Genomic DNA, 26,452 nt, shown 5'->3' with positions numbered 1-26,452 from the left:
CTACCATACCATTTTGTCCCTGGTTGTGTCAAACCCTACTGGGAGACAAACTATGTTAGGGATTTTCAACAAGAAGAACAAACGATCGGAAGAATTGACCGAGGAGGTAATGATTATCGAGAGAGACGATGAAGTAGTCATCAATCATACAGACAGTTCCCAAGCAGAATTTCGGGATGTCAAATCGGTCGGTTATCGATTATCTCAACGGTCGGCATGACCCGCCTCAGTTAGCGATTGTTTGAATAACTTTAACACGGATTTCTCTGATTGTACGAGTGCTGGGGGTAAAACGAATCTCTCAGCGAACTATGGGCAAGGACAATTACGGCCATGAGGCATCTCGGCGTACTGTAATTAAATCACTGGGAATTGTTGCGGGAGCGGGTGTACTCTCAACGAGTCAGGTAGCGGCGGGGTCAAGCGATGGCGATGAGGTGGAGGGTTCCCGATGTGTTGACGGCACGATGTATTACCCGGTTCGAGTAACCGTTGTGGATAGTGAGACGGATGAGCCGGTGCCAGTTGGCGCATATGGGCTTTCGGTTGGTGAGGGACTTATCCCCACAGACGATGACCCAGAGGGGAAGCCGGGGACGGTTCTAACGTATCTTACCAAAGGGACGCATTACGTGCGTGCGGGAGCTTATCCCATGCACATGCACGGCTTTGCGTGTGTCACTGTGGACGCTGATGAGGATGAGCCGGCTGAAGTGACGGTTCCGGTGCCGGCAGGACCGGAGCATCCGAGCGTGACAGAGCCGGACGATGGCGCTGATGATAGTGACAGCGATAGCGATGAGCCGGACGAGACGCCAGCGGGGAGTGACGGTGACGATGGAGATAGTGATGACAGCGATGACAGTGCTGGCGATGGGTCGGATGAGGAACCGGATGCGCCACCAGCGGACGGTGGCGATAGTGACGGTGACGATGGTGACGGTGATGGCGATGACGATGACGTAACCGATGAGCCGCCAGCGGACAATGGTGATGGCGATGACGCCAGCACACACACAGTTACCTTTACACTCAGAGGCGGTGGCGAGCCGCTTGATGGGTTTGAGATTGAGGTGAACGAGTTCGGTGGTGGGGTTGCAGAGTCCGGGCCAATCGAGTATGTCGATACCCTCGAAACGGACGAGAACGGGGAGGTAAGCATAGACCTCGAAAACGGCGCTTACGTAGCGTTACCCCAGATTGGGTCGGCCAACTGGGTGAACATGGGCGATGGGTTCTTTAATGTCGACGGGGAGGACCGCACGTTCAATATGGTTCTCACCCGGCCAGAAGGCGATAGCACGCTGACGGTTCGGGTTACGGAGTTCGGTAGTTACTCCGGCGATGACGGAGCGCCGATTGAGGGGGCTGAGGTGACCATTTCCGAGTGGGCCAGAGAAATTGAGGAAACGGACACCACGGACGCCGATGGCGTGGCAACGTTCGTTGTGCCTGTTGGGGAGTATTCCATCAACGTAGACGCTGAGGGCTATCTGTGGGTACCGGAAACCACGGATATGATGGCTGAGATAGCCACTGATTTCAGTGAGGTCGAGGTGAACCCGCAACTGTTCGTTGACCCGCCAGACCATGACCTTACGTTGACGGTTATCGATGCGGATACAGGAGGGCCGATTGAGGAAGCAGATATTGCAGGCGTGGGCGGCCGTCCCGGCTCGGGTGATGCGCTTATCGGTGGCGTGACGGACGCGGATGGCGTGGCCGTGATGAACGCCATGGAGCCACTGTCCGATTATACCATTGACGTTCGCGCTGATGGCTATGAATCTCAGACGTTCAACGAACCGCTCACGGAGGATACGGAACGAACGATTGAGCTAGTGCCCGAGAGTGATACATAGGCCGGAAATATCACTCCGGCGGTTGTAGTAGGAATAGCGCCTACGATGATATGGGTGCAAATCCCAGGGTTAGTAAGGCCCAGTGCTCACAATTTTTTTCGTGGGTTGGCCGTACTGCCTGTGTCTGTAAGTTGATAGTAATATAGGTACAACGGAACAGCATCAAAAAACGACCAGAAGGGATAGAGGAACTGCTATGGATACGGTTGCTCCATTACGGGAAGAGAATGTACTGGGTCGATTCTCTCACCTCTAATGCCCCATGAGATAGTGAGATACAGGCTCGTGGGGAATCAACAACTCAGATAGGGATATTAACAGATAGAGCAGGCCCCAACCCCACAACCCATATAATGGCTTGTATGTGTCTTTTCAGGAGTTATCCTCTGTTACCATGGCTATGGGGGCATCACGCTACATCATCCGCAGAGGTGAAGGAACACTACGCTCTTAGCCCAAAATAGTGACCTCATTGGCCAAGACGAGCTATCGTTTGATGACCAGCTGGTCCTGCTGGAGAAGGATGAATCGGATTGGAGCCTCAACAGCATCCAGCCCATTGACGTTTCCGAACCATGGAGTTTATCGAAGAAGTCGTAGCCGATGACTGACCTCTACTCAAAAGGCGGCCGTAAATCCCTCCCTCGGAAATCAAGGACCTCACCAGACTCCAATTCAACTCGATAAAGCCGTGAATCCTGAGGGTCACCAGCCTCGTCCGAGATAATCTCGACTACGGTGCCATGTTCTCCATGGTAATGGTGGTCCGGGTCAGTTTCATCGGGAATGTCGATTCGGATTCGCTCTCCTTCCCGTAATTGTCCCACAAGAGTAAACTAGGATGGATTCGTCAAAAGCTATTTGCTCCACTCTATCCGATTAGAGAATCTTAATAGAATACCTTTCACGAAACTGAACTGGGACATCAGAGTCACGTCCACGGTGTCCAGGGTCAATCCGACTCTTTCCTCTTCTAGTTCACCTTCATTTGTTTGCTACAATCTGTAATTACCCTGGACACCCTGGACATGCCTGATAGTAATGAGAAAGAGGAGTGACAGTCAGAAGGATTCAGACTCAACATTTTCTAACCAGCCAGAATTCTCGTCATTGTCCTCTTCACTATCCGTTACTAGAGAATCACCGTCTGAGAGTGCGATACCAGAGTAACATCGAATTCGTTCCCCGTCGATGTTCGGCCGAGTCTGTTCAACGTTTGCCCTCCATTTGAGTTCCTTCGTTACCGTCTGCTTCGGACGGGACGGAAGTCCTTGATGGTAACAGAACTCGCAGTAGGCATCATACACATCATCCTCCGGTGTTTTAGCCTCGGGAACAATATCGACCTTCTCTTCAAGGAACTGCTCTATCGAGGTCCCATACGAACGCCAGAACGACCGAGTGGATACAATATCCCGATTCTCGGTGAACTGTCCCTGCCTCATCAATTGGGCATATCCGTCAAGTGTCCAGTTAAGGATGCCAGGCAATTCCTCCAGCAGTTCATCTTCGAGATTCGGATTTCGGTCGGCCGACGGAATCGTCTCCGAGAACTCGACAATGTGCCACCGACGATAGAAGGCATCGTCATCATGGTCTACACTTGGAACTTGATTGGCCGCGAAGAGCAACTTCTGAGTCGGCTGGAACCGGAACGGGTCCTTGTTCTTTCGTTCAACAGTGATGGAGTCCCCGGCAGTTAACGTCTTGAACACACCTGGATTCTGGACACTCGCTGCATCCAAGTCATTGTAGATGTTGGCGAACTTCTCATACAACTCTGCCTTCGCAAACCGTTGGTTCGCCAGTGCCTGCAAGGACTGATTGGCGACATTCTCGTGACCGAGAAGTTCATTCACGACGTTCAGAAACGTGGATTTCCCACTTCCAGTCGGGCCAACGAGGAGTAATGCCTTCTGGAAGGGTTGATCCCAGTGATGGAGACAATAACCGACGAATTCCTGGAGCTTCTGACGGTCATCCTCATCGGATACCCACTGGTCGAGACAGTCCTTCCAGGTCGGATAGTCCGCATCAGGGTCGAATTCAACGGGCAACCGAGACCGAAACTCATCTTCGGGACTGTGAGTACGTAGAGTCGGGTTCGATGGACTGGAGACGTCGATAACACCGTTCTCAACACAGACCATATCATTCGGGCCTCGGAACTCGTTAGCCGTTCTCGACCGACCTGCTTTGAGCTTGTGTAGGATTTCGTTGACCTCTCTTCGAGTTGCATGTTCCCGTAGGCGGTCTTCGAGCTGCTCCCGCACAACACGTTCACCATCAGAACGGTAGATGCCCGCCTCACGGTCGTAATAGTATAACTCCTCGGTCTCAGCCATGGTGAGGCACTGGAACTCCCGTCGAAGTTGGTCAACAGCTTGTTGTCGAACGTCGCGCTTCATGACGTCTGTATCGTCATATGCTGCTTTGATATCGGTCCATACTTCTGACGGTGACCGACGAGCGACTCGGACCTCCCAATTGCCGTTGGTCTCTTCACTGAAGGCTTGAAATCCATCGACATACTCATCGGATAGGAGTCCAGATAGCCAGTCGATGAAGTCACCCCATTCTTTTCCTTCTACTGGATACCGTTGGTCTTCAAACGCTTTCTGGACGTTCCTGGCCTCCAAGTTCGCATTTGGCAGCTCGTAGACCCAGAGAATGTTCTCATCAGGGTCTACCCACTCCTCGATATTCGACTGTATCGATTGGTCCAAAGTGTCCTCATCCTGAGTAGCGATAGGACCAGGATGGTCGGTAGTCGATTCAATTCGTCTATTTCTCTCCAAATGTGTTATACTCATATTTTAAATACTGTTCGATGAGGAGCTCAATAATGAGACTATTTGCCTCGCTTCCAACACCTCGACAGTTACCTCCCGATAATTTCGGCAAATATAATTCATCCGCCCATTACTGTCTTCTTCCGTCTGTAGTCAGGAAGTTGACTTTTAAGCTGCCTCATACATTAATGCCCTCTCGGGCAATCCCCGCCGTGGAATCGAACCACGGAAATTCCAACGGGGAAACATTATTTCAGACCGGAGGAATTTCTGCCCTCACACAGTCCGGTTATTTCTCCAGCTAACCACTCTGCTAACGGTACTAACCAGTCGAGGTAATGAGTAGCTCAATCATCGTCCGCTTCGAGTTCCTCGCTTGCGTCGTGGTCCTCGATGTCTTCTGGGTTCGAAGTCTCGTTTTGACCACTCTTCCAAGTGATTATTGCAGCAGGGTTAGATGTCGAGCGGCTCGATTCTCTCACCTTCAGCGTACCTACGGGAAGTCGACCTCGGACCCCGGTTATCGTCTCACCCTTGTACTCATTCGGCTGGAGACGATTCCCGTTGGGGTCTCGTACATCCTGAAGGTCGAACTCAGGGTGGTTGAGTAGTCGCCGCATCAGCCCAGCTACTTCGGAGTATACCTGTACCTCATTCTCCGACTTGAGGCCCGTGAATGTATACTCCTTCTCCTCCGGCGTGAGGTTCGGGTCTTCTCGGACCTGATTGACGAGTTGATTGATGCCGAAACCAGTGTTGAATCGCCCATTGTTACTGCTCATTGTTGACCTCGAGCGATTCTCGACGGAGGTAGTCATTCGATGAGTCTCGTCGGCCAGCGTCACTTGACAGCTCTGCAGCGCGGATACGAATCTCATTGAGTACCTCGTAGCCGATGGTAACCGTGGTTGTCTCAGAGGGGGTCAATCTGCGGGAGATTTCTTCGCCGGTCGTTTTCTGCTGCGTCATTGCAAGTCCTGGTAGGGGGTGGTACTCCAATTAGCCTTGGAGTGGTATATGAGCCATATACGATGGACTGGTCGGTCAATATGTTCCGCTACTGGAACGGTTAGACTACGATGATTACTGGAAGGAAGTCAGTTGGTTTGGCTTTAATCGCTTATCCATAGCTCTTCAACGCTACAGGACGGAGGAAATCGAGTTGACCACCATTCTTGGAGTTGACTACAGCAGAGCTAGAGATGGAGCAGCTCGACGTCCTCATTCTCAGACAGACGATTGAATCCAACTCGTAATCTCGTCACGGTCTCATCAGTGTACTTTCTCTCGATTCGACCCACTTAATGATGTAATGAATTGAATTATTAGAAACTCAGATGAACCATCCTTGGTCTGACAGTCCGAACTACGAGGATTTACCTCAACCAACCCTACGACTAGGACCGCTGATTTCGTTGAAATAGACGTATGAAAGGGTTATATCGGCCGAAATACTGACCCGATACCATTTTATGATTTTCTTGGATTCGCAAAACGCTGACCGCATTTCATACTCATACAGTAAGGGGTGGTAGTCTCCCTTCTATGGAGCCACTGGCGAGTGCTCGAGGACGATGGTAAGTGGTGTATGACGCAACGTGGCAACACGCGGCTACAGTGCATCCCGGTCAATGTGCCGGCAAAGTCCCCGGATTCGATTCGGGGGCAGGATGCACGCGGCGCACCTTCCGTCACCGAAACGTTCGCCATCCGTCTCAGTAAGCACCACGGAAATCGAAAGATGAACCGACGGGCGAAGGCACGTCCCAACGTCTCATAGGATGCGGGGGTGCTTATCGGGTATTGAACATTACTCGTGAGGGCAATGGAACCGAGCAAGCAGTGTAAGCCCCAGACCGCCATGCTGTGCATGGCATAGGTTCACCGTCGACCCCTCGGGTCTGGCCGGTTATTGGAGGTCGACAGAAACACTCCATTGGAAACCGGTGAATGAAACCCTCTGCCTCTGAAATTAGGCATGGTTTCGGATGTACCCTTGTGGGGTTGAAGGCTGCTCTGGGTCATGTCCGTCGAATCTGGTTAGTGTAGCAGGAGACTGGCACGGGGGAAATCGGGAGAAGGCTCGGGAAGAATTGACAACTCAGATAAGTAATTTAATATATACAAAGCTGTCATCTCCCCACATCATTCTCACTGGGTTGTATGGCCTGTATTCTTTGTTTGGGGGGTAGGGCTTCTTTTGTGACTGTAGGGAAGGTGTTGTAACTAATGGGGAGGGCAAAGCCTGTCAATGGGGTCGTTGGACCATAATATCAGTATTTTTAAGCGTTCGATGTCGAACGTTGGTGGAGATTGATACATTGCCCAAACCCATGAGAATTATCAGAAATGGGAAGCGTTCCACGCGGAACGTTAACGGAATGTGACACATTGGGACTTGTCATGGAGTGGAAGCGTTCCTATAGAAACGTTTATGGAAACTGATAGATGACCTCTTACCTCTCACAAGCCGTAGCTGGCCGTACAAGCGGGATGGCAAAGGAAACGATGGAAGACACTCATAACCATCCTAATGGTCCCACGGGGGGACCACCGCCACGATGGGGACTACAGCCGTCTTGCAACGGCATTTGCCTTATTGGTGGGGTACCCTTAATGCCATCGGTTATCTGAAACGATTCATCCATGAATCCCCTACTCCCTTTAAGTAGAGGGTAAATTCCCGATTGGAGTAGAGGGCTTCTAACGTCCATAAACAACACTTCCCGCACTATTGAGGGTGAGAGGGCTTTGTACATGGGCTAATTGTACTCAAGGGCATTCTTTTGGGAAGCAATTACCATCCCAATGTATCAGAATACTTCATCGTCTCGCGCGAAACGTTACTGGAATATGATATGTAAAGCGGTTCTCAGCCCAGTATTGTCAGAAAAACTTCACAGTTTCACGTGAAACTGTTATTAGGATGTGAGAGGTATTCCAGCCTTCAATCTATTATTATCAGAAAATATTAGCGTTCAACGTTGAACGTTGATGGAATGTGACACAAAAGGACTTGTCATGAATGAGGGGTGTTTCACGTGAAACGGTAAATGAATGTGACAAGTGAGTTATGACCCAAAACTCTCACTCCCTTACCATCACTTTCCCTTTAGAAGCCGTAGCTGGCCGTACAAGGGACGGAGCCAACAAAGACGAGAAACCACTCATCAGGAATGAAATCGTTCACACATCCATTGAAAGCCCACAAGGGCTTACCCCGTGATGGAAGGATTACACCGCTCAAAGAGCGGCACTTGAATTACTGACTGTTTTCATTTAATCCCATTGATTATCTGAAAGGAATGGCCATGAGCTATACCTTTTTATACCCCTGAAAGGATTTTCAAAAACGCTTATCGCTCGAATTCTTCAAGGAGAGATGTTGTGTGCCCGGTGTTGAATCCCACGGAGGGTTGCACACCAGTGTACAAAGGGGGGATTGAACGAAGACAATTACCACCACTCCCATTGGGACAAGTGCCAGCCTTTTTTGTCAGAGAATGGAACCGTTGCACGTGCAACGTTATGTAAAACTGATAATTATCCCAGTCTTGCCCGAATACCCCGGCCAGACTCGGACGCAAGACCGTTTGCTATTGTTGGTCACATTCTTCCCACATTGGGCAATGATTTGCCCGTTTTAATCTCTTTCTGGCCCAATCTGTGCAAGAATTGCATTATTCCCCTCCATATACCCTGTTAGTGGTTGTCGTGGTGTGTCAGAGGCACTTTCCCCCTCCACAGACGCACTATGCGTCCATTAGGTAGTATGGAGTGGATATGTGTATTAGAATTAGTTGATAACACAACCTTTTCTTACGAGGTATCGATGAAGAGTTAGTGTTGTCTATGGTTTTATTGGTAAGGAGAGACAAGTACAAGTGCCGACCTGGAAGGGTTGGCTTCGATGTGTCCGCCTTCGCATCCATCGCTGACTCAGCCACTCAGGGAGTGACCCCATGTTGGGGTTATACTCAAGGGGGCTTCCTCCCCCTTGTTGCAGAATAGTTGCACACCGCAGAGACGCAATACGAGCCGGAAGTAACCCCATATTAGAGTATCAGCCAACAAGTAGAAGGGGGACTTATGCGACAGTCATCCCGATGAGAGGAACAATCAGAGTCCTTAGATTGGAAGCCGTGCTATGACCGAGAGACTTTCTCTTCCAGTGAGAGCCACCAAACAACCCCTTTGGCTCCGACCTTCTTTTTCAAGACTTTCTCTTCATCATGCAGCTTGTTGAGCCGGTCATAAACGCTATCCTTCTTCAGAGGGAGTCCATCAGTGACTTCCTGGGTAGTGACTACTGGATTGTCATGGGACTTGGTTAGCTCGAATATCTCATCAAGCAGCTCATCATCCGTGACTCTGGGTTTGCGGCCGACGTTTGCCATGGTCTCCATACTACTTTAGCGAGTATAATGATTACCCTTACAACAGGGTCTTTCCTTCCAAAGAGACGTATCAGGTACTCTCAAATAGCTTTATCATTAGCCCGGTTGTAGGTGTCAATGAGAATCCCGGTCGAAGGTCATAGGAAATGGCCCTGTGCTGGCACACAGGACCGGGGGTTCTCAGGGTGAGACCCCATGCAAACTTCGCAATCAAACCAGAAAAGCGGACTGGTCGAATCGGCAGACGAAAAGACAGTCAAACGCGCTCAGTGGGAAGCCTTCAGCTTCGAGCTTGAAGCGCCGGGATTAGTCCTGGTTACAAACGAGTCCCATGAGGATGGGTCAGACCATTCGTACTTGGTCAATATCGAAACTGAGGTGCCATGTGCGTGTGAGTGTCCGGCCTTCGAGTACGGAGATAGGAGCCCATGCAAGCATATGCTCGCCGTGGCTATCCGTGAGCCCGTTCTGAAGGCTGCTCAGAGCCGACAGAAGCCTACTCCCATGCCGGATGGGGGAAAGGACATAGAGACCTGTCAGAACGGTCAGACGGGCTGCTGTGGCCCTGATGGGGATGACTTACCGTGTTTTGAGTGCTACCAAGATATCCACTGAATCCGTCTCTTAGCTTGCATCAAGGATAGTCTCCGATTTTTCTCTATCAATGCATGATTCTCACATCACGAGGTAAGTACGGGTTCACTAATCAACTAGTTGATCAAATATTTTCTCGGGGAATATTATTATGATTGAATGATACGATAGTTGGCGATTAGTGTTAAATCACAGGGTCCCTATGAATCACTAAATTTCGATACTTTACTCCTAATCTTACAATACGATAAATTTTCAGAGCTGTCTTATAATTACTAACATTATCTTTAACTAGAGTGGATATAAATGAAGATAGTGTCTTACATGACACAACAGTACTCAAACCAGTCGAAGGGGAGTAATGCTACGCGCCGGAACGTACTCAAGGCCGGACTTGCAGTGTCGGCAGCGGCCATTGGCGTCTCGGCGTCGGGCGTCGGGATGGCCCAGTCCGAGATGGACCTATCGCTTTCAGTGGATGCTGAGGCGGAGCTAGTCACCATCACGAACAACGGTGACAGCGAGGTGGACCTGTCGGGCTATCAGATGAACTTTGAGGCGGGCGAGGATTCGAACGTTGACCAAATCCGCACGCTTGCGGGAACGGTGACGATTGGAGCCGGGGAGTCGGTGACTGTCGCTACGGGTGCTGGGGAGTCGGGCGATGTCTCCCTTGAGGACCCGTATGATGGAGAGGTGCTGAACAACGAGGAGCCTGATGTCGTGGCGCTGCTGTCGCCTGAGGATGACGTGGTTGCGTCGTCGGGTGATACTGGTGGGTCGAGCGACGATGACGGGGCGTCTGATTCGGATGAGGACTCGGATGAGGGCGATGAGAGCGACGAGGAAGAAGATGAGAGCGAATCGGATGTGGATGAGGGTGACGAGGAAGAGGAAGGCGACTCGTCCGACGATGACCAGTCCGATGACAAGCCAGCAGATGATGCAGGCGACGAGGAAACCACGGATGAGGATGCGAGCAGCCAGGATGAGACGACGGATGCTGACGATGATGGCGTGCCCGCAAGCAAGGATTCCGACGACGACTGCGCGAAGGTCGACTGAGGAATCCAACCGACAACGCGATTCAGTCTCTATTTTTAAGGTCTATGATACAGGGGCCGGTAGACGGAGTAGTAAGCCGCTCAGTCGGTTAAAGAGGCTGATGGGAACTACATCAGATACATATCCAAACCGTCAAGAGAGTTACTATGGACTTGCTGGGAACGACCTACCGTGTTTCGAGTGCTATCAAGATAGCCACTAACTCCGCTTTTTAGAGTTCATATTTCCTATAGCGTATAGTCAGTAACAGATTACAGGATTCCACTCACTCTCAATTGTATGTCTCGATTGCCTCCCGAAGCGTCATTGTCTCAATATCTCGGTCTTCGACCCAGGAAAGCATCTCCCGAATCGACTCCTCATTTACCTCTTCCTTGAACGAGTGTGCCCCAACCACACCGAGGAGCGCGTCGTCAGCAATCTTATCCAGGTCATGCTTGACCGACTTCTTGTTCGTGAACTCAATGAAGTAGTCTCGCTGGGTCTCATACGGGTCGTACTCGTCAGGATAGTTGATGCGTGACCCGTGGTTGGCATTCGCTACACCGTCGTACTGTTCCTTCACGAAGAGATTTGAGTAGCCTGAATACGCATCATACGGGGCCAGAATAGTCGAAACGTCATAGCCCATCTCTTCAAGCGCCTTCTTTGAGTCGTCCACTGCCTCATGCATCACATCAGCAGGATAGCGAATCTCGGTTTCGCCAGCATGGAAATGCTCGTCAACCGGCTCAGTGAGTTTGACGCGGCGCTCACCAGGCTCACCAGCAAGACCTGCAACTTCACGAAGCACCTTCGTCTCACCATTGCTGATTTCGACCGTCTCACCCTCATGATGGCCGTGTCGATAGCCTTCCGCTGACACTATGATATCACTGTGGTTGGTGTCTTCCGTGAGTGGGAACGACCCGATTGGACGATGTTTCTTAGTATGGCTGGCAATCTCCCAGCCTGCGTCAACTAACTCGTCTAACTCCTCGGTATCCATGTAACCCGATGTTCCAATCCAGTTACTCACAATCCCGGTCGTCGCGGGTGCATCGAATGCTTTGTGAGCGGGCAATGCCTGTGTGTAGTCCTCCATCGCCCCATCGTCATAGACGAAGACGATGGCTCCGTTCTCTGGTTCGGTCGGTTCTGGGTCCTCCTCCTGTTCCTCTGGCTCTTCAACTTGCTCTTGGTCGGCGTGTGGTGGCTTGCTCTCATTCGTCGCCTCCTTCGGACTCTTACGCCCGCTGTCGCCCTGTAACCCGAATAATTGCTTTATCCTGGCGATGAGCCATGAGAACAGCCCCATCCCGAAGATATTTTGCAGTACCCTACGACGCGTTGGTCGCTTCCCCCTCATACAGTCATATCTTTAACAAGAATCATATAATCCTTGTGGAAATACCTGAGAGGAATGATATCAAGAGATACAATCTAAATATATGGCAAGAAAAAGAGGTCAAAAGGGAGCAGTCCGGCGATACCACCTGGGACGTAATTCGGTTAGTTCTGACGGTGAATTGGGAATCGCAAGCAGATGTGGAGGTATACCAGAGTAGTAATCAGAAGTTGTCTACCCTCATCCTGTCTTTCAATTCCTGTTTCAGATAGGAGTATATCAGAACTCTTTGCCGACAATAACATACGATAGGACAGGTCTTGCTTCCTTGTTCAACATTATGCTTCCGGGACAAGGGGCGTTGCACAAGGGATTATCCATAAACAACCCCATGGACTCTCAGTCCAGGACCGCTTGTGCCTCCTCTACGTCATCAGGAAAGCCGGCTATTCTACCAACGAAGAGACTCATCTTAAGGTAGAGAACCCGTTTCCCTATATCGGAAATAGACCTCGGCATACAGGGTAACTGACTCCGATATCATAAATCAATCCCATTACCGTCTCTGTAGAAGGTATACAGGCCCTCTCTATGATTATTCACTTCCCTCCTCTACTAACTTCTTGAAACGGTCCCGTCGTGATTGGTCGTCCGTAGTCTGGAGTTCGCCATACTGTCGCTCAAACTCATCTAACTGTTCGTCAGTTAGCACCTTGTTGAAGTGCTCCGCAAGTCGTTCCGAGAAATTACCATTCATATCTAATTGATAGATTGGTAGATGTTAATTCTTTCTGTATTAATATAAGCTGTAATTTACTTAACTATTCGAAAAATTAGCCCTCTTTGCCCTCTCTTCGTTTCCCTCAGAGTCTGAAATTGATGAAATAGAGCGAGACGAAGAACAGTCTGTGCTACTATTTGCGGCCTTTCGGCCGACGAAGTAGATATGCACACTGTTATTGATGTGGGTTGTATAGGACATTACTCATGACGATGAACAATATAGAGACTCAGTATTGTTGGGGGTGTAGAGTGAAGGCAACTGGAGAGTGGAAGGGAGCGGGGAGCAAATGGGTGTGTGGTATTTGTGGCAGGACAGAGACTACGTAAATTAGAGATTATTCATGAATTCTTTTCTCTGTTCTCTCTTTTCTGACTGCGTGCCCTTATCGTAGTGCTTATCCAGTACCTCTTGGCTCACATCAGCTCTGTCACTAACAGCTTTGGCAGGCCATCCGTTGTTCCGATGATGGGTGATGGCTCCCTTTCGTATTGCATGAGGGCTTACTGAAGACGGGCATTTGGATGCGAAGCGATTTTCAGCCCCTTTACACTCATTTATCTTCTTCTCTCTGCTTAATGATTTGCCTACGTTCTCGGCGGAGATGCTAATCCTCATCTACAATTCTTCAAATTCATATTGTAGCTCTTCATCCAGCTCACACAAACTTCATATAATGTAGCCTGCCATCTGGTAGCATACCATGATGGAGGAGGTACAACAATTGAGAGACGGTACAAAGGGGCCATAGACAATGGTTTCAAAGCGAGTCATTGCTGCGATTGTTCTTTCAACTGTTATCCTAATGAGCGCCGGTTGTACTGGCTGGGGAGATGACGGCCCTAGCGACCCGCCGGAGGAGGAGACAGATGGAAACGGTGAAGCTCAAGAGGACGTTGACACTGTAGATGAGGGCGGCGAGTCCGATGAGAGCAGCACAACGGATGCTGAGGACGATTCTGATAGAAATGAGTCCGATACATCCGATGAAGACGATAGCTCTCAGGATGGCTCTGAGGCCCCAGATGAGAGTGAGGAGGAAGACACTTCCGAGACTGACTCCGATGACAGTGACGAGTCTGATGAGTCCGATTCGGATGAGTCGGATGAGTCGGATACATCCAGCGATACGGATGATACCGATGAATCGGATGACAGTTCTGATGAGTCCGATAGTTCTGATGACAGTGATGAATCGGATGAACAAGATGAGGATGAGTCCGACGAAAACGATGACGAGTCTGATGAATCTGATGAAGATGATGAAGATGAGTCGGGTGAGGAAGGCGATGAAGGCGAGGAAGACGACGATGAAGAGGTCTACACCCTCACCGTTGAATCTGATGAGCCAGTAACGCTTGAACGCAACTGGGAGGATGCCAGTACGACTCGGGAGCCCACTGATGGCGTTGTTGAGTTCTCAGTTATAGAGGGCGAGTACACCCTTTCGGCAGATGGGTACGAAGACATGGTTGTAGAGGTCGGAGAGGACATGACTGTTCAAATGTCCGAAGATGAGGAGACTCATACATTGACCGTCGAGACCCAACAAGATGTTCCAGTAACTCTCGAACGGTTCTCGGATGGCGCTACTACTGAGCGTACCGCATCCGATGGCGCTGTTGAGTTTACCGTATTAGAAGGGTACTACGGGTTGTCAGCGGATGGTCACTACGACATACATGAAGAATTCGCCGTTCATGTAGATGAGGATACAACAATCACTTTACAAAGCACGGATGGCGAACGTATTGAAGTGACTGTCGTAGATGCTGAGTCTGGAGAGCCAATCCAAGGTGCTGAAATCAGTGGTGTATGTGACTGGTGGTATACTTCTGGTGATGCTCACACCGTGGGAGAGACTAACATCGATGGGGTTGCACAACCTGAAACGATTACTCCCACAAGTTGTGATGGTGGTGTCTCTGCTGATGGATACGAGGACAAATCCGTTTCACTCTCAGTACCTGATGATGATGGAAGAGTAATTGAACTTGAACCCGAAGAACCCACCACTCACACACTTCACGTCACATCGCTTGCAAGGCTCTGAGTAGCCTTCTCAGAAGTACAAGCTCAATTGGGCGTAAGATTCGCGATATCACTCAGGCGGCTCACAGACCCCTTGTTAGCTCTCATATTGGAATTGAGGGAAATAAATTGCCCTGAATTGATAATCTCTTTTGCAACGAATGGGGTGAAGTGGGGACAATGGTGAATAAGTTCCCCTGTAACCAACAATCAACAGAACCGTGCTACGATTGTAGCCCTGTGTGAATCAACAGTCGATTATCACGCTTTTCAATATCTTCTACTAATAATTTATTAGAATAATTATATAGAAAGGTATAATATACCGTTTCTAGAACCTTGAACAAAGCATGGGAAACAGCTTCGATGTTTGTTCTCAATGTGGAGAGCCCATCATGAGGACTGTAGTTCGGGGTCCATCACCAGCTGAAGAAGTTGCATACCCTTGTAGACATCATTTACATTCTTTGGAGGCAATTGAAAGTAGCTAAACTCTTTTTCTCCCGATGAATCGAATCGGACCCTTGGACGAATTACCCCCATCATTTTGTGGGTATCCGTTGAATCTGGAAAGTGTGGCAGGAAGCTGGAATGAGGAAAACCGCCGGAGGGCTCGGTTGGTTTCCGCGCGATAGCGTGGAATGACGTGGAACTTTGTTCCACGAAGTATCCGAGCCAATCATTTCGGCCTTTCGAGCCGATGACCGGGGTTCAAATCCCCGACCGAGCATTTTCGACACCGTTTCGGTCCACTCATCAGGGGAGCGACCGCCCGGAGCGGCGGGGCGAAACGGCCTCGTGAGTGGTTTTCCGACAAAAAGCGTCGTTGCTCGTCGGACGCCTCGATGTCGACGTCTTCCGTGCCGTCGGTGGCGTCGTCCCGCAGGTCGGCGCCGACCTCGCCGTCGTCGCCGACTCCCGCACAGCCCGCACACAGAACAGCGAGGGTCGATCGATCGATCACGCCTCTATGCACAGTAGTCACGAATAGTCGTTCATCGCCGGCTACCGACGACCGCCGAGCGCGGTGCTCACAGGACGATTGCTCGACGGAAGAGACATGCCACGGGTCGGCAGCCACGAGGGGCTGCCGAGGCGTTCGTTCGAAGCCGCCGAGCGCTCAGCGATTGAGCAGGGAGCGGACGGCCGATCCGAGCGACGACTGGTCGTCGCCGATCGCGATGCGCTGGTCGTGCGGCGCGGCGTCGAACTCCTCCTCGAGGTACGGCGCGAAGACGGCGGTCAGCGGGGTGGGAACGATCAGCCCGCGGGACTGGTTGTAGTCGATGACACCGTAGTCGTCCAGCTTGGGGAGGTGGGACTGGTACAGCGCGATGTACACGCGCTGGCGCTGATCGGAGGACAGCTGCTCGACGGAGATCTCGTTCTCCCAGGCGGCGATCGCCTCCGCGACCGTGCGCATGTTGAACTCCTCCTGGTCGGGATGGGTAGCGAAGTACCGCAGCACGGCACGTCGGCGGGCGTTCTGGAGGAGGTGAAAGAGGTCGTCCTTCGGGATCGACAGCTCTTCCTCGACCGACTCTCCGGCACCGTCTTCGGCGGTTGGCGTTTGGATACTCATGATGCCTGTCATGTCATACACAAGTAAACATAATAAAAGCAGAATATTGTTCACCCCGTTCTCCGGGCTGATAAACGCGGATAATGGACCGGCTAAACGGTTCAGACCGCTAGTTACGGTGCGATCGGTCGATCGACCTGATTATACTAGCCTGATCCCGCTAGAGGTTCCTAGGAGGGGGTATACGAATACCGAGTTGGCGTGTTCGGATCTGGGTGTACTGAAAGCGCCTACGTTTTCTCTTAGATGGAATATAAGAAGACATTTGATTATATTAGGAGTGGATTTTACCCATCCATTGAGTATCGATTGCTGCGTGCGGTTGACTCCCGTGTGCCATGCTCGGTCGCACGCTTGCCATGTGATGTTCGCGCCGCTTCGTGCGGCGTAACCTTTCCCGCGTGTGGAAAGCACGGGTGGTAAACGAACGGTCGGCTCAGGCGCCCCGGAGCTGATACCCGCCGAGCGCGACGACGGCCGCGAACACCGGTAGCACCCATAGACCGGTGTCGATGCCGAGGATCGATCCCGTGACGGCCCCGACCGCCGCGAGCAGGAGGCCGAAGGTTCCGAGACCGATATAGCCTATCGTGATGGAGTCGGACGTCCCCGCGTCGGTCTGGCCCATATATGCTGCGACGAACTCGGCCTGATCGCGGAGTTCGACGTCCTTGCTGTCGGTATCGTAGTCGACGACGCCGAGCCCCTCCAGTTTCGGGAGATGCGTCTGATGGAGCGAAACGTAGACACTCTGGCGGATGTTTCGTGGTGGCGGCTCCTCGCCGCTCTCGAGGGCGGCGATGTGTTCCGACAGTTCCCGGATCGTCGCCCGTCGGTCGTGCTCGAACAGGAACTCGATCACCGCCCGCCGCCGATCGTTTCTGAGGATGTCGTGTATCTCCCCTTCCGTTAGCGACGATTCCCCCTCGCTCATGCTTCTCCTCGTACGTACGGCCAGTCGACGTCCCCCATCATCCCCGGATGAACCGTCATATGGAGATGTTATTATTGTTACGTATTTTTTCAACTACAAGATCAGAAACATTAACCTGGGCTAGCATTTCTGCAAGGAGCGACCCCGGGCGCCCGTTCGGAGGTGGGAGTATGGTTCCGTTAATCGTTCTGATGGGGCCGGCGAAACGGCTTCACGCCAGCCACTCCTCGGGTTTGGTGTCGTAGTCGATGTCGCTCGCCTCGATCGCGGCGAGCTGCTCGTCGGTCAGTTCGCTCGTCTCGAACCCCTCCCCATCGTATCGGATCCGGATGCCCTGTTCGGTCGGCTCGGGCTCGCGGTTGCGCCGCCGTGCGACCTCGACGTCCTTGTCGGTGACCTCCTTCCGAATGGTCATGAGGTTCACCGGGCGGCCCCAGAGCTCGAAGACGCGAACGAGCGTCTGTTTGGCCTGCCCGACGTCGAGCGCGACGCCGTTGTACCGATGGCCCAACAACAGCTCGTTCCGGTTCGCGAAGTTACCGTCGTGGACCTCGATGGTCGGCTTGCCGAAGTTCGTGAACTGCAACAGCAGCTTCTTCTTGACGTCCGCCGCGTCGGTGCTGGTCGCACGATAATCGCCCGTCGCGTGGGCGTACTCGTAGGTGAAGTAGTCGTGGCGGTCGACGAACTCCTGGGTGAGGAAGGCGTCGATGAACGTCACGTCGTTGTGGCTCTCGCGGATCTCGGCCATCCGCCGCCAGCCCGCCGTCCGGTCGACGTCCGCGATCGCCTCCTCGACGCTTCCGTACAGCGCGTCGTCGAGGACGTACCGGCCGACCCGCTCGAGGTCCGTCTGTGTGATCCGCCCGAGCACGCCCCGGTTCTGCGGCTTGACGAGCGAGTAATGGCGTTCGGCGAGCCCCTCGTAGTCGAGGACCTTCCATGGGTACCGGTCCACGTCGATCTCTCCCCTCCGTGCACGCTCGAGGGCGTCGTGGTCCACCCCGGTTTCGAGCGCCGCGAGCTCGTCGAGGCGGTCGCCGTCGATCCGGTCGAGCGCCTCGCGGGGCGCGAGCAGCTCCGAGACCCGATCGAGATCGACGGTCTCGTGGAAGTTCCGCCAGGTCACCCCCTCGACGCGAAGCAGCTTGTCGATCACCTCGCGCCTGTTCTCGTCGTTCTCGATGTACTCCCAGAGCTCCTTGCCGAGTTTGTAAGGGTTCAGCCCGGGCGAGCCCAGGACGCGGGCCTGGTGGTCAGCGTAGTCGATGAACTCGTTGCCGTCGGCAAAGCCCTCCTCGGCCATCATCATCGACTCCCAGTAGGCCGCCCAGCCCTCGTTCATCACCTTCGTCATGCGCTGGGGTGCGAAGTAGTACGCCTCCGCCCGAAGCGCGTCGAGCACCTCCCGTTGCCAGGGCTCCATCTCGCTTGCGCGTTCGGACTCCCCGTCGTACTGCTTGCCGTGCTCCCGGAGGAAGGCGAGCAGATCGGGGTCCGGCGTCTCGGGGAACGACTCGCTTGAGCCGTCGCCGCGCTGGCGTTCGAGCCACTCCTCGTCGAACACCTCCCCTCGGACCGTCTCCGAGAGTCCCAGCCCCGAGAGCGCCTCCTCGATGTCCTCGCGGTCGGGTCGTTCCTCGCGCGCGCGCTGTCTGACGAACGCGCTGTGCTGGTCGATGGCGTCCTCGATACACAGCACGTTGTCGATCCAGCGTTCGACCTCGCTTCGCTCGACGTCTGGGTCGGCCATCGCCGATTCGACGGTCCGGGCGTGGCGCGAGAGCATCGCCGCGGCCTTCGGGCCCGAACCGGGCTCGTCGCCGGTGAACAGCCCGAACCAGCGGTTGTTCGCGAAGAAGTCGGCGTGGGCCTCGACGTGGGTGATCACGGCCTTCTGATCCGCAAGCGAGTTCGACTCCTGGAGAAACGCGTTCGAAGGGTCGTCGTTGTTGACGAGCTCGAAGGCCTTCCCGCCGACGTACTGGTTCTGCTTTCGCTGGCGGTCGAACTTCATCCCCCAGCGCCAGTGGGGGTACCGCTCCTGAAAGCCGTCGTAGGCGATCAGCTGGTTCATCTCGTCGTTGTCGACGATCCAGTAGTTCACCGGATAGGGTTCGAGCCCGAGCTTCTCGGCGAGGGCGTTCGCCTCCCGCACCGGCTCCTCGAGCTTGTCCGCGACGCGCTGGGCGTGGTAGTTGGTGGTCATGCGTCGTCCTCCGTGCTGAGTATCTCGTAGATCGCGTTCGCGACGTCGTCGGGCCCCGAGACGTAGGCCACCGCGACGTTCTCGCGGCCGCCGAGGCGCCGTTCGACCTCCTCGGCGTGGGTCGCGTTGATCGCGCTACCCGAGGGCTGGGTCTCGACGTACGCGTGGAGGTTCGCCTCTATTTCCTCCATCAGCGGGATCACGCTCTCCTCGGTGTCGTTCGAGGAGTTCTCCGAATCGCCCGCGGCGAAGACGTAGCGGTTCCACTCGCTCCACGGGTACTGTTCGTCGAGGATCTCGGCGGCCAGTTCGTAGGCCGAGGAGATCTTCGTCCCCCCGCCCGAACGGATGCCGAAGAACTCCTCGCGTTCGACCTCCCAGGCGCTGGCGTCGTGGGCGATGTAGACGAACTCGGCAGTGTCGTACTTCCCCGTGAGATACCAGTCGAGCGGCGTGAACGTCCGCTCGACGAGCTCGCGTTTGTCCTCGCGCATCGACCCCGAAACGTCCCGGATGTTGATCACGACGACGTTGTGCTGGGGCTTGGTAACGACCTCGGGATAGCGGTAGCGCTCGTCCTCCCGGCGGAAGGGGATGTGGCCGATCCCCTCGCGGCGGATGCGCTGGCTGAGCGGTTCGGCCTCGACGTTCGCCTCCATCTCCTCGATGCTCGCCCATCGCCCGCGCCGGTCGTCGGGAAGCGACGCGAAGGCGTCGTCGATCCACGCCTTCGAGACGGGGACGTTGTTCGAGCGGGCGTACTCAAAGGCCGTCTCGGGGGAGATCCCCTCGACCGAGAGGAGCTCGCGGACGTACTCCTCGTCGAACTCCATCGCGAGCTTCCGCTTCAGCCCCTGTTTGAACAGCCGCTCGACGTCGAGCGCGCTATCGGGGCCCGTTCGGGTCCGGTCGGTGAGCGCGCCCTCCTCCTCGGTTTCGACCTTCTTTCCCTTGGGCTCGAGGTCGAGTCCGAGCTCCTCGTCGAGCTCCTGGGCGAACTCCTCGGGGTCCATCTCGTAGTACTCGTGCTCGCCCTCCTCCTCGCCGGGCTCGCCCTCGTCTCCGTCACCGGGCTGGGGCTGTGGCTGGCCGACCGGGTCGCCGGGCTCGGGCGTGCCACCGTTGCCCTGTCCGACCCCGCCCTGATCGAGCTGGTCGTAGGCGAACTCCGGCAGCGAGACGATCTTGACCGGGACATGGATGTCGTCGCCCTGCCCGAGATCGCCGTACTGGATGAACTCCGCGAGGTCCTGGCGGCGCTGCTCGCCGACTTCACGGTAGCGTTCGAGGTCGTCCCTCAGTCCCATCGGTAGCTCACCTGTCCCATGACGTGCCGACCCGTCAGCTCCGCCGAGGCCGGCGAGTAGCCGAACTCCTCGACGAGCGTGTCGATCGTCCGCTCCTTGACCGCCGCGGTCTCGGTGTTCGCCGGCGGGTCGTCCCACTGGTCGGGGTCGAAGTCCTCGTAGACCCGTGCGACGTCGCTCCAGTCGTGGCTCTCGAGGACCTCACGGACCACCGGGATGTCGAGCAGGTTCACCTCGTCGATCGCGAAGTCCTCGGTCCGGTTCTGCCAGGCGTGGCGGTTCAGCGCGGTGATGACCCGCTCGCGCCGGAACGACCTGACGGTCGGCATCGGCGTCGTGCCGTCGTACTCGCCCTCGCTGAACCGACCGAGATGCTCGATCTCGAAGACCTTCATCTTCAGCGGATCGGGCTGGCTCTCGCCCTGGTCGGTCTCGACGACGCCGTCGGTCGCCCACGCGTAGACGTGCTCGACGTACTCCTCGACGGTTTCCTCCTCGACGCGTTTCTCGTGCATGATCGCGTCGATCACGTCCGCCTCCTGCTGGTCGAAGACGTGGTTCTTGACCGAGGCCAGCCGGTCCTCGAACTCGCGGCGCTCGGCCCGCGAGAACATCGGCGCGTCGTGGAGCCGTTCCGCCATCTCGTTCAGCACGTCACGGGGCATGAGCACGTTCTCGACCGGGAGCTCGGGATGGCTCCGGTCGCGGGCCGTGTTCAACAGCTCGGCGATCACGTCGCGGGTGAACGTGACCGGGATGCCCTGGGTGCCGTCGGCCGCGTTCGGGTCGAAATCGAACGCCTCGGCCTCGATCCGGTCGTCGCCGTCCCTGAGATAGCCCCGATCGAACAACAGCGCCTTCTCGACCAGCGAGAGCCGCTCGGGGAGGTCGTCGCGGTCCAGTCGCGAGACGACGCTGTAGAGCGCCGCCGCCTCGACCGTATGGGGTGCGAGCTCGCGCTCCTCGACCTGCCCGCCGCGCTCGCCGACGCGGATCGAAAGCGGGGCGCGAACCCGATCGCGGAGCTCCTCGCCGTCGCTTCCCTCCCAGACCGCCGTCTCGCCGGTGAGCTCGCGGTGGATCAGCTCGCATTCGAGCCGGAGGTTCGTCAGGTAGCCGAACTCGTGTCTGTCGAGCCGGCGTTTGAGCGCGCGCAGCGGGTCGGCGCCGTTGCGGTCGGCGTGTTGGTTCAACTGGGCGTCCAGATCGGGGTTCGAGATGATCAACAGCTGGGTGTCGACGTCCATCCCGATCGCCTTATCGAGCTTGACGTGGCGCTCGTCGGGAACGTTGAGCAGCTTCTGGAGCAGGTCGGCGTGCTGGGTGGCGTCCTCGACGATCGTCAGCAGGCCGTTCCCTTGTGAGAGCACGCCGTCGTAGCTGAACGCCTGGGGGTTCTTCCGTCCGCGCGAGTCGAGCTTCTGGAGCATGCCGGCCATCCAGCTGCCGACGAGCCGCTCCTTCGGCCGGCCGTCGTCCTCCGAGTGCAGCACGCCGATCCCCTGGCCCACGTCGACGACGTAGTTGGTCACCCGGAGGTGCCGGGGGTCGGTCACCGCCGAGAAGAGGTCCGCGACTCCTTCGCGGCGGTAGCGCCGCTCGAGGTGGTCGTAGGCCTCCCGGCTGAAGGGGTCGAGCTCCGTCTCCGCGCGGATCGGCGTGTGATCGCCGTGCTCGGCGTCGAGGTCCTCAAGGATGGCCTCGCGGACGGGCTCGGGGAACACCGACAGGGGGTTCGACTGGACGGGGCTCTGATACCAGCTCTCCTCGTCGACCTTCGGGACGTCGCCGTAGGTCAGCCCGGGGGCGTCCTCCGCGCTCGCGACGTTCCACTCGACGGTGTAGCGCCTTCCTTCCGGCGTTTTCGAGTACTCCCGGAGCCCGTTGACCAGACACCGCTTGAGCTCGGACTTTCCGGTGGCGGTCGGCCCGTCGAACCAGATGATCTTCTCCTCCTTCCCGCGGCCGGCGGCGATCGAGCGCAGGTCGTCGACGAAGTCGTTGAGCACCTCCGTGTTGCCGAGGATCGCGTGCTCGCCGTCGTTGTGCGGGTCGTCGAAGAAGCGATAGCGCTCGCGCTCCTCGCCCTCCTCGATCACGGTCCGGGTGCCCGCGGCCTCGATCGCGCTGAGGAGGTACTTCGAGGCGTGGGCGCCGATCGAGGGCTGCTCGAACAGCCGGTCGACGTACTCCGCGAGGCTCATGGGCTCCTCGTAGGCCGCATCGAGCTCGCGATCGGCCTCCCGAACGTACTCGCTGCCGCTCATGCTTCGAGCTCGCTTTTGGCGACCTCCGCGCCGGCGAACTCGAGCACTTCCATCGCGCCCTCCTTGGAGTAGCCCTGTTCGATCAGCGCGTCGACCCAGGCGTTGCGCTCGTCGTCGTCGAGCTCGTTCGCGCTCACCAGCGCCGAGAAGTTGATGTTGTGTTTCTTGTCCTCCCAGAGCTTGCGTTCGAGGGCTCGGCGGAGGCGATCGTTGTCCTGCGGGCTGAACGCCTCGCCCTCGCGCGCCCGCCGGGAGACCCAGTTCGAGACCTCCTGGCGGAAGTCGTCCTTGCGGTCCTCGGGGATCTCCAGCTTCTCCTCGACGGCCCGGAGGAACGTCTCGTCGGGCTCCTGCTCGCGCCCCGTCAGGTCGTCGGGCACGGTGTCGTCGTCGATGTAAGCCATCACGTGGTCCATGTACTTCTCGCCCTGGCGCTGGATCTCGTCGATGTCGTAGGCCAGCGCGTGGCGCACGTCCTCGATGGCCCGCTCCTTGTACTCCTCGCGCACGAGCTCGAGGTAGCGGTGGTAGCGCTCGAAGTTCTCCTCGGGGATCGAGCCGTGGTTCTCGAGGTTTTCCTCGAAGTGGGTGAACACCGCGAGCGCCGAGAGATAGGACCGCCCGCGGTGCATCGAGTCCATGATCGCCTCCGCGATCTCGTCGCCGATGAACCGCGGCGAGACGCCGATCATCGCCTCCGCGATCTCGGCGCTCTCCTCGCCCTCCTCGCGGAGCTTCTTCACGTCGATGTCGTCGCCGTCGCTCGACTCGCCGTTGTAGGCTTTGGCCTTCTGGACGATGTCGACGGCCTCGGTGTCGGGCTCCTCGATCCGGGTCAGGACCCCGAACAGTCCCGCCATCTCCAGGGTGTGGGGCTCGACGTGGATGTCGGGAACGTCGGCGTTGTTCAGCAGCTTCCCGTAGATCTCGGACTCGGCGACGTACTCCAGCACGTACGGGAAGTCGATCCGTTTGGTCCGGTCGTTGAACGCCTCCATCGACTCGTCGCCCTTCTTCTCGCGGTACTCGGGCATGTTCGTCCGGCCGACGATCACCTGGTCGATGTCGATCCGGGGGTTGTTCTTGGGCTTGATCGTCTGTTCCTGGGTCGCGTGCAGGAAGTCATACAGGAACTCCTTTTGCAGCTTCAACAGCTCCTCGCCCGAGAAGATCCCGCGGTTGGCGTTGCAAAAGGCCCCCGAGTAGTCGAACGCGCGCGGGTCGGACTCGCCGTAGACGGCGATCTTCGAGTAGTTGACGTCGCCGGTCAGCTCGGTCTCGTCCTGGTTCTTCTTGTCCTTCGGCTCGAACGTCTCGATCGCCTGGCGTTTGTTCTCGTCTGCGAGCAGCCGGACGACCTCGACGTGGTTCTCGAGCACAGTTTGAAGGTCGTCGTCGTAGTACGCGAGCAGCTCGTCCATGTAGAAGCTCGAAGCCGGGTCCAGCGACTGCTCGTTGCGGATGGTGTAGGGCGCCTCGAGGCGCTCGTTGAGCTCGTCGATGACCTGCTGGCGCTGTTCGAGGGGGAGCAGGACCAACGGGTCCTGGTTCATCGGCGACTGGACGACGTCGTCGGCGGGGTCCTGGTCGGGAATGACGTCACAGAGGTTCGTCCACCGGAACGTGTACATCCGACCCTCCTCGCGGGACGTGTAGTCCTCGAAGTAGGTCCTGAGCTGGGCGTCGAAGGCGGACTTCCCGGAGCCGACGGGGCCGAGAAGGAGCTTGATCCGGCGGTCGGGACCCAGCCCGCGCGCGCCGCTTTTGACCTTGTTGACGAACTCGTGGATCGCGCGGTGGACGACCTCGCCGTAGAAGGTGTTCTCGCCCCCGCCCAGCGGGTCCTCCGAGGCGAGCAGGTACTCGACGGTACCGCTCTCCTCGTCGTACTGCGTGCCGTAGTGATCGAACATGTCGGCGACGCGCTGGTGGGCGTTTCTCGTGATCTTCGGGTCGTCGTGAACGGCCTCCAGATACCAGGCGAACGTCTTCGCGTCGCGCAGGTCGCTTGGGACCGTCTCTCTGTACTGCTGGCTGAGCGTTTCGAGGGTAGTGTCACTGGACATGGTTGCTGTGGGATGCGAAATCGGGCGATCGTCCGGGGGCGGGCCGACGTGGTGGCGTCACCGACTGAACGGTATCGCGCCCGCAGGGAGCGTCACGGCTGGTCCGACGCGGGCCGACGGGGGTACGCGGGCGGGTGATGATCTCTGTCATGGAACGAGGGTCGAGGCCGGCACCCCAATTGGGACTCCTGAGGGGGGCACGGACGGCGCGGGTCGTTCGGTGGGCGGATACCGGTACTGTTTAATATTTGTGTGCCTCGTTAACATAAGTCTTTCTGCGTGGTCAACATGGTGGACGGAACCCGAGGACCCATGTCGGGGAGCCGTCAAAGGGACGTATGGAGGAGCTACCGGCGGGCTGGGAGCGCTGGAACGACGAACCCGACCGGGCGGTGTTCGTCTACCGGCCGGACGTCTTCGACTCGCGGACGTTCCCCGCACCCTGTATGCCGACGCTGTATCTGAGCAACGGGCCCCACAGGAATCCCCGGCCCGAACAGCGCCACGGGGCGACGAGCGACGAGTGGTATCTGACGCTGTATCTCGAACCCGAGGTCGCCCTCGCCGAGGAGCGCTATGACGACCGTGAGGGCGCGGCGGCGGGCGCCGAGGACCTGGCCGAACGGTTCGCCGCGGGCGAGCTCGATTACCGGGGTGCCTATCAGGTCCCGCGTCCGGAGTACCTCGATCGGCTCGACGAGCTCACCGGGCGAGAGGCTTAACCGGCGTGTGGGCCTACGACCGGCAATGAGCACGCTCACGCTGATCGGGTCCCGGCTCGCCGAGCCCGGCACCGAGTTCGTCTACCATGGGGAGGCCGACGCCTGCGAGGGCTGTCCCTACCGCGGGCAGTGTCTGAACCTCGTCGAGGGCCGGAAGTACCGCGTCGAGAGCGTCCGCGAGAACGCTCAAACCCTGGAGTGTGGCGTCCACGACACCGGGGTGAACGCCGTCGAGGTCACCCCCGCGGGCATGACGGCGAACGTCCCCTCGAAGGGCGTCTACGCCGGCAGCAAGGCGAGCCTCGCCGGGGATTGTCCCCATACCGAGTGTCCGAGCCACGAGCTCTGTGTCCCCGACGGGGCGGAGTTCGACGAGGAGTACCGGATCCGCGAGGTCGTCGGCGACCCGCCGCATGACTACTGCATGCTTGATCGCGAGCTCACGACCGTCGAGTTCGCCCCACCCGAGGAGTGACCCGGATCGGGGTCCGATGGACGGTCCCCGCCTTCCTTGCA

At 56.3% G+C, this 26,452-nt stretch carries 19 protein-coding genes; 7 read left to right on the top strand and 12 right to left on the bottom strand.

Translation table 11 applies throughout. The features are described from left to right. Positions 1-653: 653 nt before the first annotated feature. Entirely contained in the window at positions 654-1,862 is a 1,209-nt protein-coding gene (locus WOA58_RS03175) for a carboxypeptidase-like regulatory domain-containing protein (RefSeq protein WP_340602711.1), read from the top strand. Between the two features lie 614 nt (positions 1,863-2,476). Here WOA58_RS03175 and WOA58_RS19055 read toward each other — a convergent pair. From WOA58_RS19055 to WOA58_RS03160, 4 genes are all read right to left on the bottom strand, one after another. Beyond that, positions 2,477-2,689, bottom strand: a complete 213-nt coding sequence (locus WOA58_RS19055) for a hypothetical protein (RefSeq protein ID WP_390220314.1) — start codon at positions 2,687-2,689, stop codon at positions 2,477-2,479. A 234-nt stretch (positions 2,690-2,923) separates the two neighbouring features. After that, positions 2,924-4,588 (bottom strand): DNA primase family protein, encoded by a 1,665-nt coding sequence (locus WOA58_RS03170; RefSeq protein WP_340602710.1) that lies wholly within the window; start codon positions 4,586-4,588, stop codon positions 2,924-2,926. A 413-nt stretch (positions 4,589-5,001) separates the two neighbouring features. Continuing rightward, positions 5,002-5,436 (bottom strand): hypothetical protein, encoded by a 435-nt coding sequence (locus tag WOA58_RS03165; protein WP_340602709.1) that lies wholly within the window; start codon positions 5,434-5,436, stop codon positions 5,002-5,004. 3,363 nt (positions 5,437-8,799) lie between these two features. Beyond that, positions 8,800-9,051 carry a hypothetical protein gene (locus WOA58_RS03160; RefSeq protein ID WP_340602708.1) on the bottom strand — a complete coding sequence of 84 codons (252 nt, stop codon included), beginning with the start codon at positions 9,049-9,051 and terminating at the stop codon, positions 8,800-8,802. Positions 9,052-9,246: 195 nt separating this feature from the next. Here WOA58_RS03160 and WOA58_RS03155 point away from each other — a divergent pair, with 195 nt between their 5' ends. Both WOA58_RS03155 and WOA58_RS03150 read left to right on the top strand, forming a co-directional pair. After that, complete coding sequence (locus WOA58_RS03155) at positions 9,247-9,666, top strand: SWIM zinc finger family protein (protein ID WP_340602707.1); 420 nt, start codon at positions 9,247-9,249, stop codon at positions 9,664-9,666. Positions 9,667-9,969: 303 nt separating this feature from the next. Next, positions 9,970-10,710 carry a lamin tail domain-containing protein gene (locus WOA58_RS03150; protein WP_340602706.1) on the top strand — a complete coding sequence of 247 codons (741 nt, stop codon included), beginning with the start codon at positions 9,970-9,972 and terminating at the stop codon, positions 10,708-10,710. A 271-nt stretch (positions 10,711-10,981) separates the two neighbouring features. On the opposite strand, the gene WOA58_RS03145 is transcribed toward WOA58_RS03150, so the two are convergent. Further along, positions 10,982-12,058, bottom strand: a complete 1,077-nt coding sequence (locus WOA58_RS03145; protein ID WP_340602705.1) for a polysaccharide deacetylase family protein — start codon at positions 12,056-12,058, stop codon at positions 10,982-10,984. A gap of 1,090 nt (positions 12,059-13,148) precedes the next feature. Continuing rightward, on the bottom strand, positions 13,149-13,436 hold the full coding sequence (locus WOA58_RS03140; protein ID WP_340602704.1) for a hypothetical protein: 288 nt from the start codon (positions 13,434-13,436) through the stop codon (positions 13,149-13,151). Between the two features lie 136 nt (positions 13,437-13,572). Here WOA58_RS03140 and WOA58_RS03135 point away from each other — a divergent pair, with 136 nt between their 5' ends. Together WOA58_RS03135 and WOA58_RS03130 are read left to right on the top strand one after the other, a co-directional pair. Next, positions 13,573-14,871, top strand: coding sequence for a hypothetical protein (locus WOA58_RS03135; RefSeq protein WP_340602703.1), 1,299 nt, complete (start codon positions 13,573-13,575; stop codon positions 14,869-14,871). A gap of 804 nt (positions 14,872-15,675) precedes the next feature. After that, positions 15,676-15,840, top strand: a complete 165-nt coding sequence (locus WOA58_RS03130; RefSeq protein WP_340602702.1) for a hypothetical protein — start codon at positions 15,676-15,678, stop codon at positions 15,838-15,840. A 129-nt stretch (positions 15,841-15,969) separates the two neighbouring features. Here the strand turns inward: WOA58_RS03130 and WOA58_RS03125 are convergent, their stop codons facing one another. From WOA58_RS03125 to WOA58_RS03100, 6 genes are all read right to left on the bottom strand, one after another. Then, positions 15,970-16,431 (bottom strand): DUF7344 domain-containing protein, encoded by a 462-nt coding sequence (locus WOA58_RS03125; protein ID WP_340602701.1) that lies wholly within the window; start codon positions 16,429-16,431, stop codon positions 15,970-15,972. A gap of 436 nt (positions 16,432-16,867) precedes the next feature. After that, complete coding sequence (locus tag WOA58_RS03120) at positions 16,868-17,365, bottom strand: DUF7344 domain-containing protein (RefSeq protein WP_340602700.1); 498 nt, start codon at positions 17,363-17,365, stop codon at positions 16,868-16,870. Positions 17,366-17,576: 211 nt separating this feature from the next. Beyond that, positions 17,577-19,574 carry a SpoVR family protein gene (locus tag WOA58_RS03115; protein WP_340602699.1) on the bottom strand — a complete coding sequence of 666 codons (1,998 nt, stop codon included), beginning with the start codon at positions 19,572-19,574 and terminating at the stop codon, positions 17,577-17,579. Next, entirely contained in the window at positions 19,571-20,881 is a 1,311-nt protein-coding gene (locus WOA58_RS03110; RefSeq protein ID WP_340602698.1) for a YeaH/YhbH family protein, read from the bottom strand. The genes WOA58_RS03115 and WOA58_RS03110 overlap by 4 nt, the downstream gene beginning before the upstream one ends. Then, the gene (locus tag WOA58_RS03105) at positions 20,872-23,148 is read right to left on the bottom strand and encodes a PrkA family serine protein kinase (RefSeq protein ID WP_340602697.1); all 2,277 of its coding nucleotides are present in this window, start codon (positions 23,146-23,148) and stop codon (positions 20,872-20,874) included. The genes WOA58_RS03110 and WOA58_RS03105 overlap by 10 nt, the downstream gene beginning before the upstream one ends. After that, positions 23,145-25,214, bottom strand: coding sequence for a PrkA family serine protein kinase (locus WOA58_RS03100; RefSeq protein WP_340602696.1), 2,070 nt, complete (start codon positions 25,212-25,214; stop codon positions 23,145-23,147). Before WOA58_RS03100 ends, WOA58_RS03105 begins: the two co-directional genes overlap by 4 nt. A 338-nt stretch (positions 25,215-25,552) precedes the next feature. On the opposite strand from WOA58_RS03100, the gene WOA58_RS03095 reads away from it, so the two are divergent. Together WOA58_RS03095 and WOA58_RS03090 are read left to right on the top strand one after the other, a co-directional pair. Further along, on the top strand, positions 25,553-25,936 hold the full coding sequence (locus WOA58_RS03095) for a DUF5820 family protein (RefSeq protein ID WP_340602695.1): 384 nt from the start codon (positions 25,553-25,555) through the stop codon (positions 25,934-25,936). Between the two features lie 25 nt (positions 25,937-25,961). Next, on the top strand, positions 25,962-26,411 hold the full coding sequence (locus tag WOA58_RS03090; protein ID WP_340602694.1) for a UPF0179 family protein: 450 nt from the start codon (positions 25,962-25,964) through the stop codon (positions 26,409-26,411). Positions 26,412-26,452 lie beyond the last annotated feature (41 nt).

This window comes from Halalkalicoccus tibetensis, assembly GCF_037996645.1.
Taxonomy (GTDB): domain Archaea; phylum Halobacteriota; class Halobacteria; order Halobacteriales; family Halalkalicoccaceae; genus Halalkalicoccus; species Halalkalicoccus tibetensis.
Note: the sequence above shows the minus strand (reverse complement) of the source record. Positions and strands in the feature narration are given on the sequence as shown.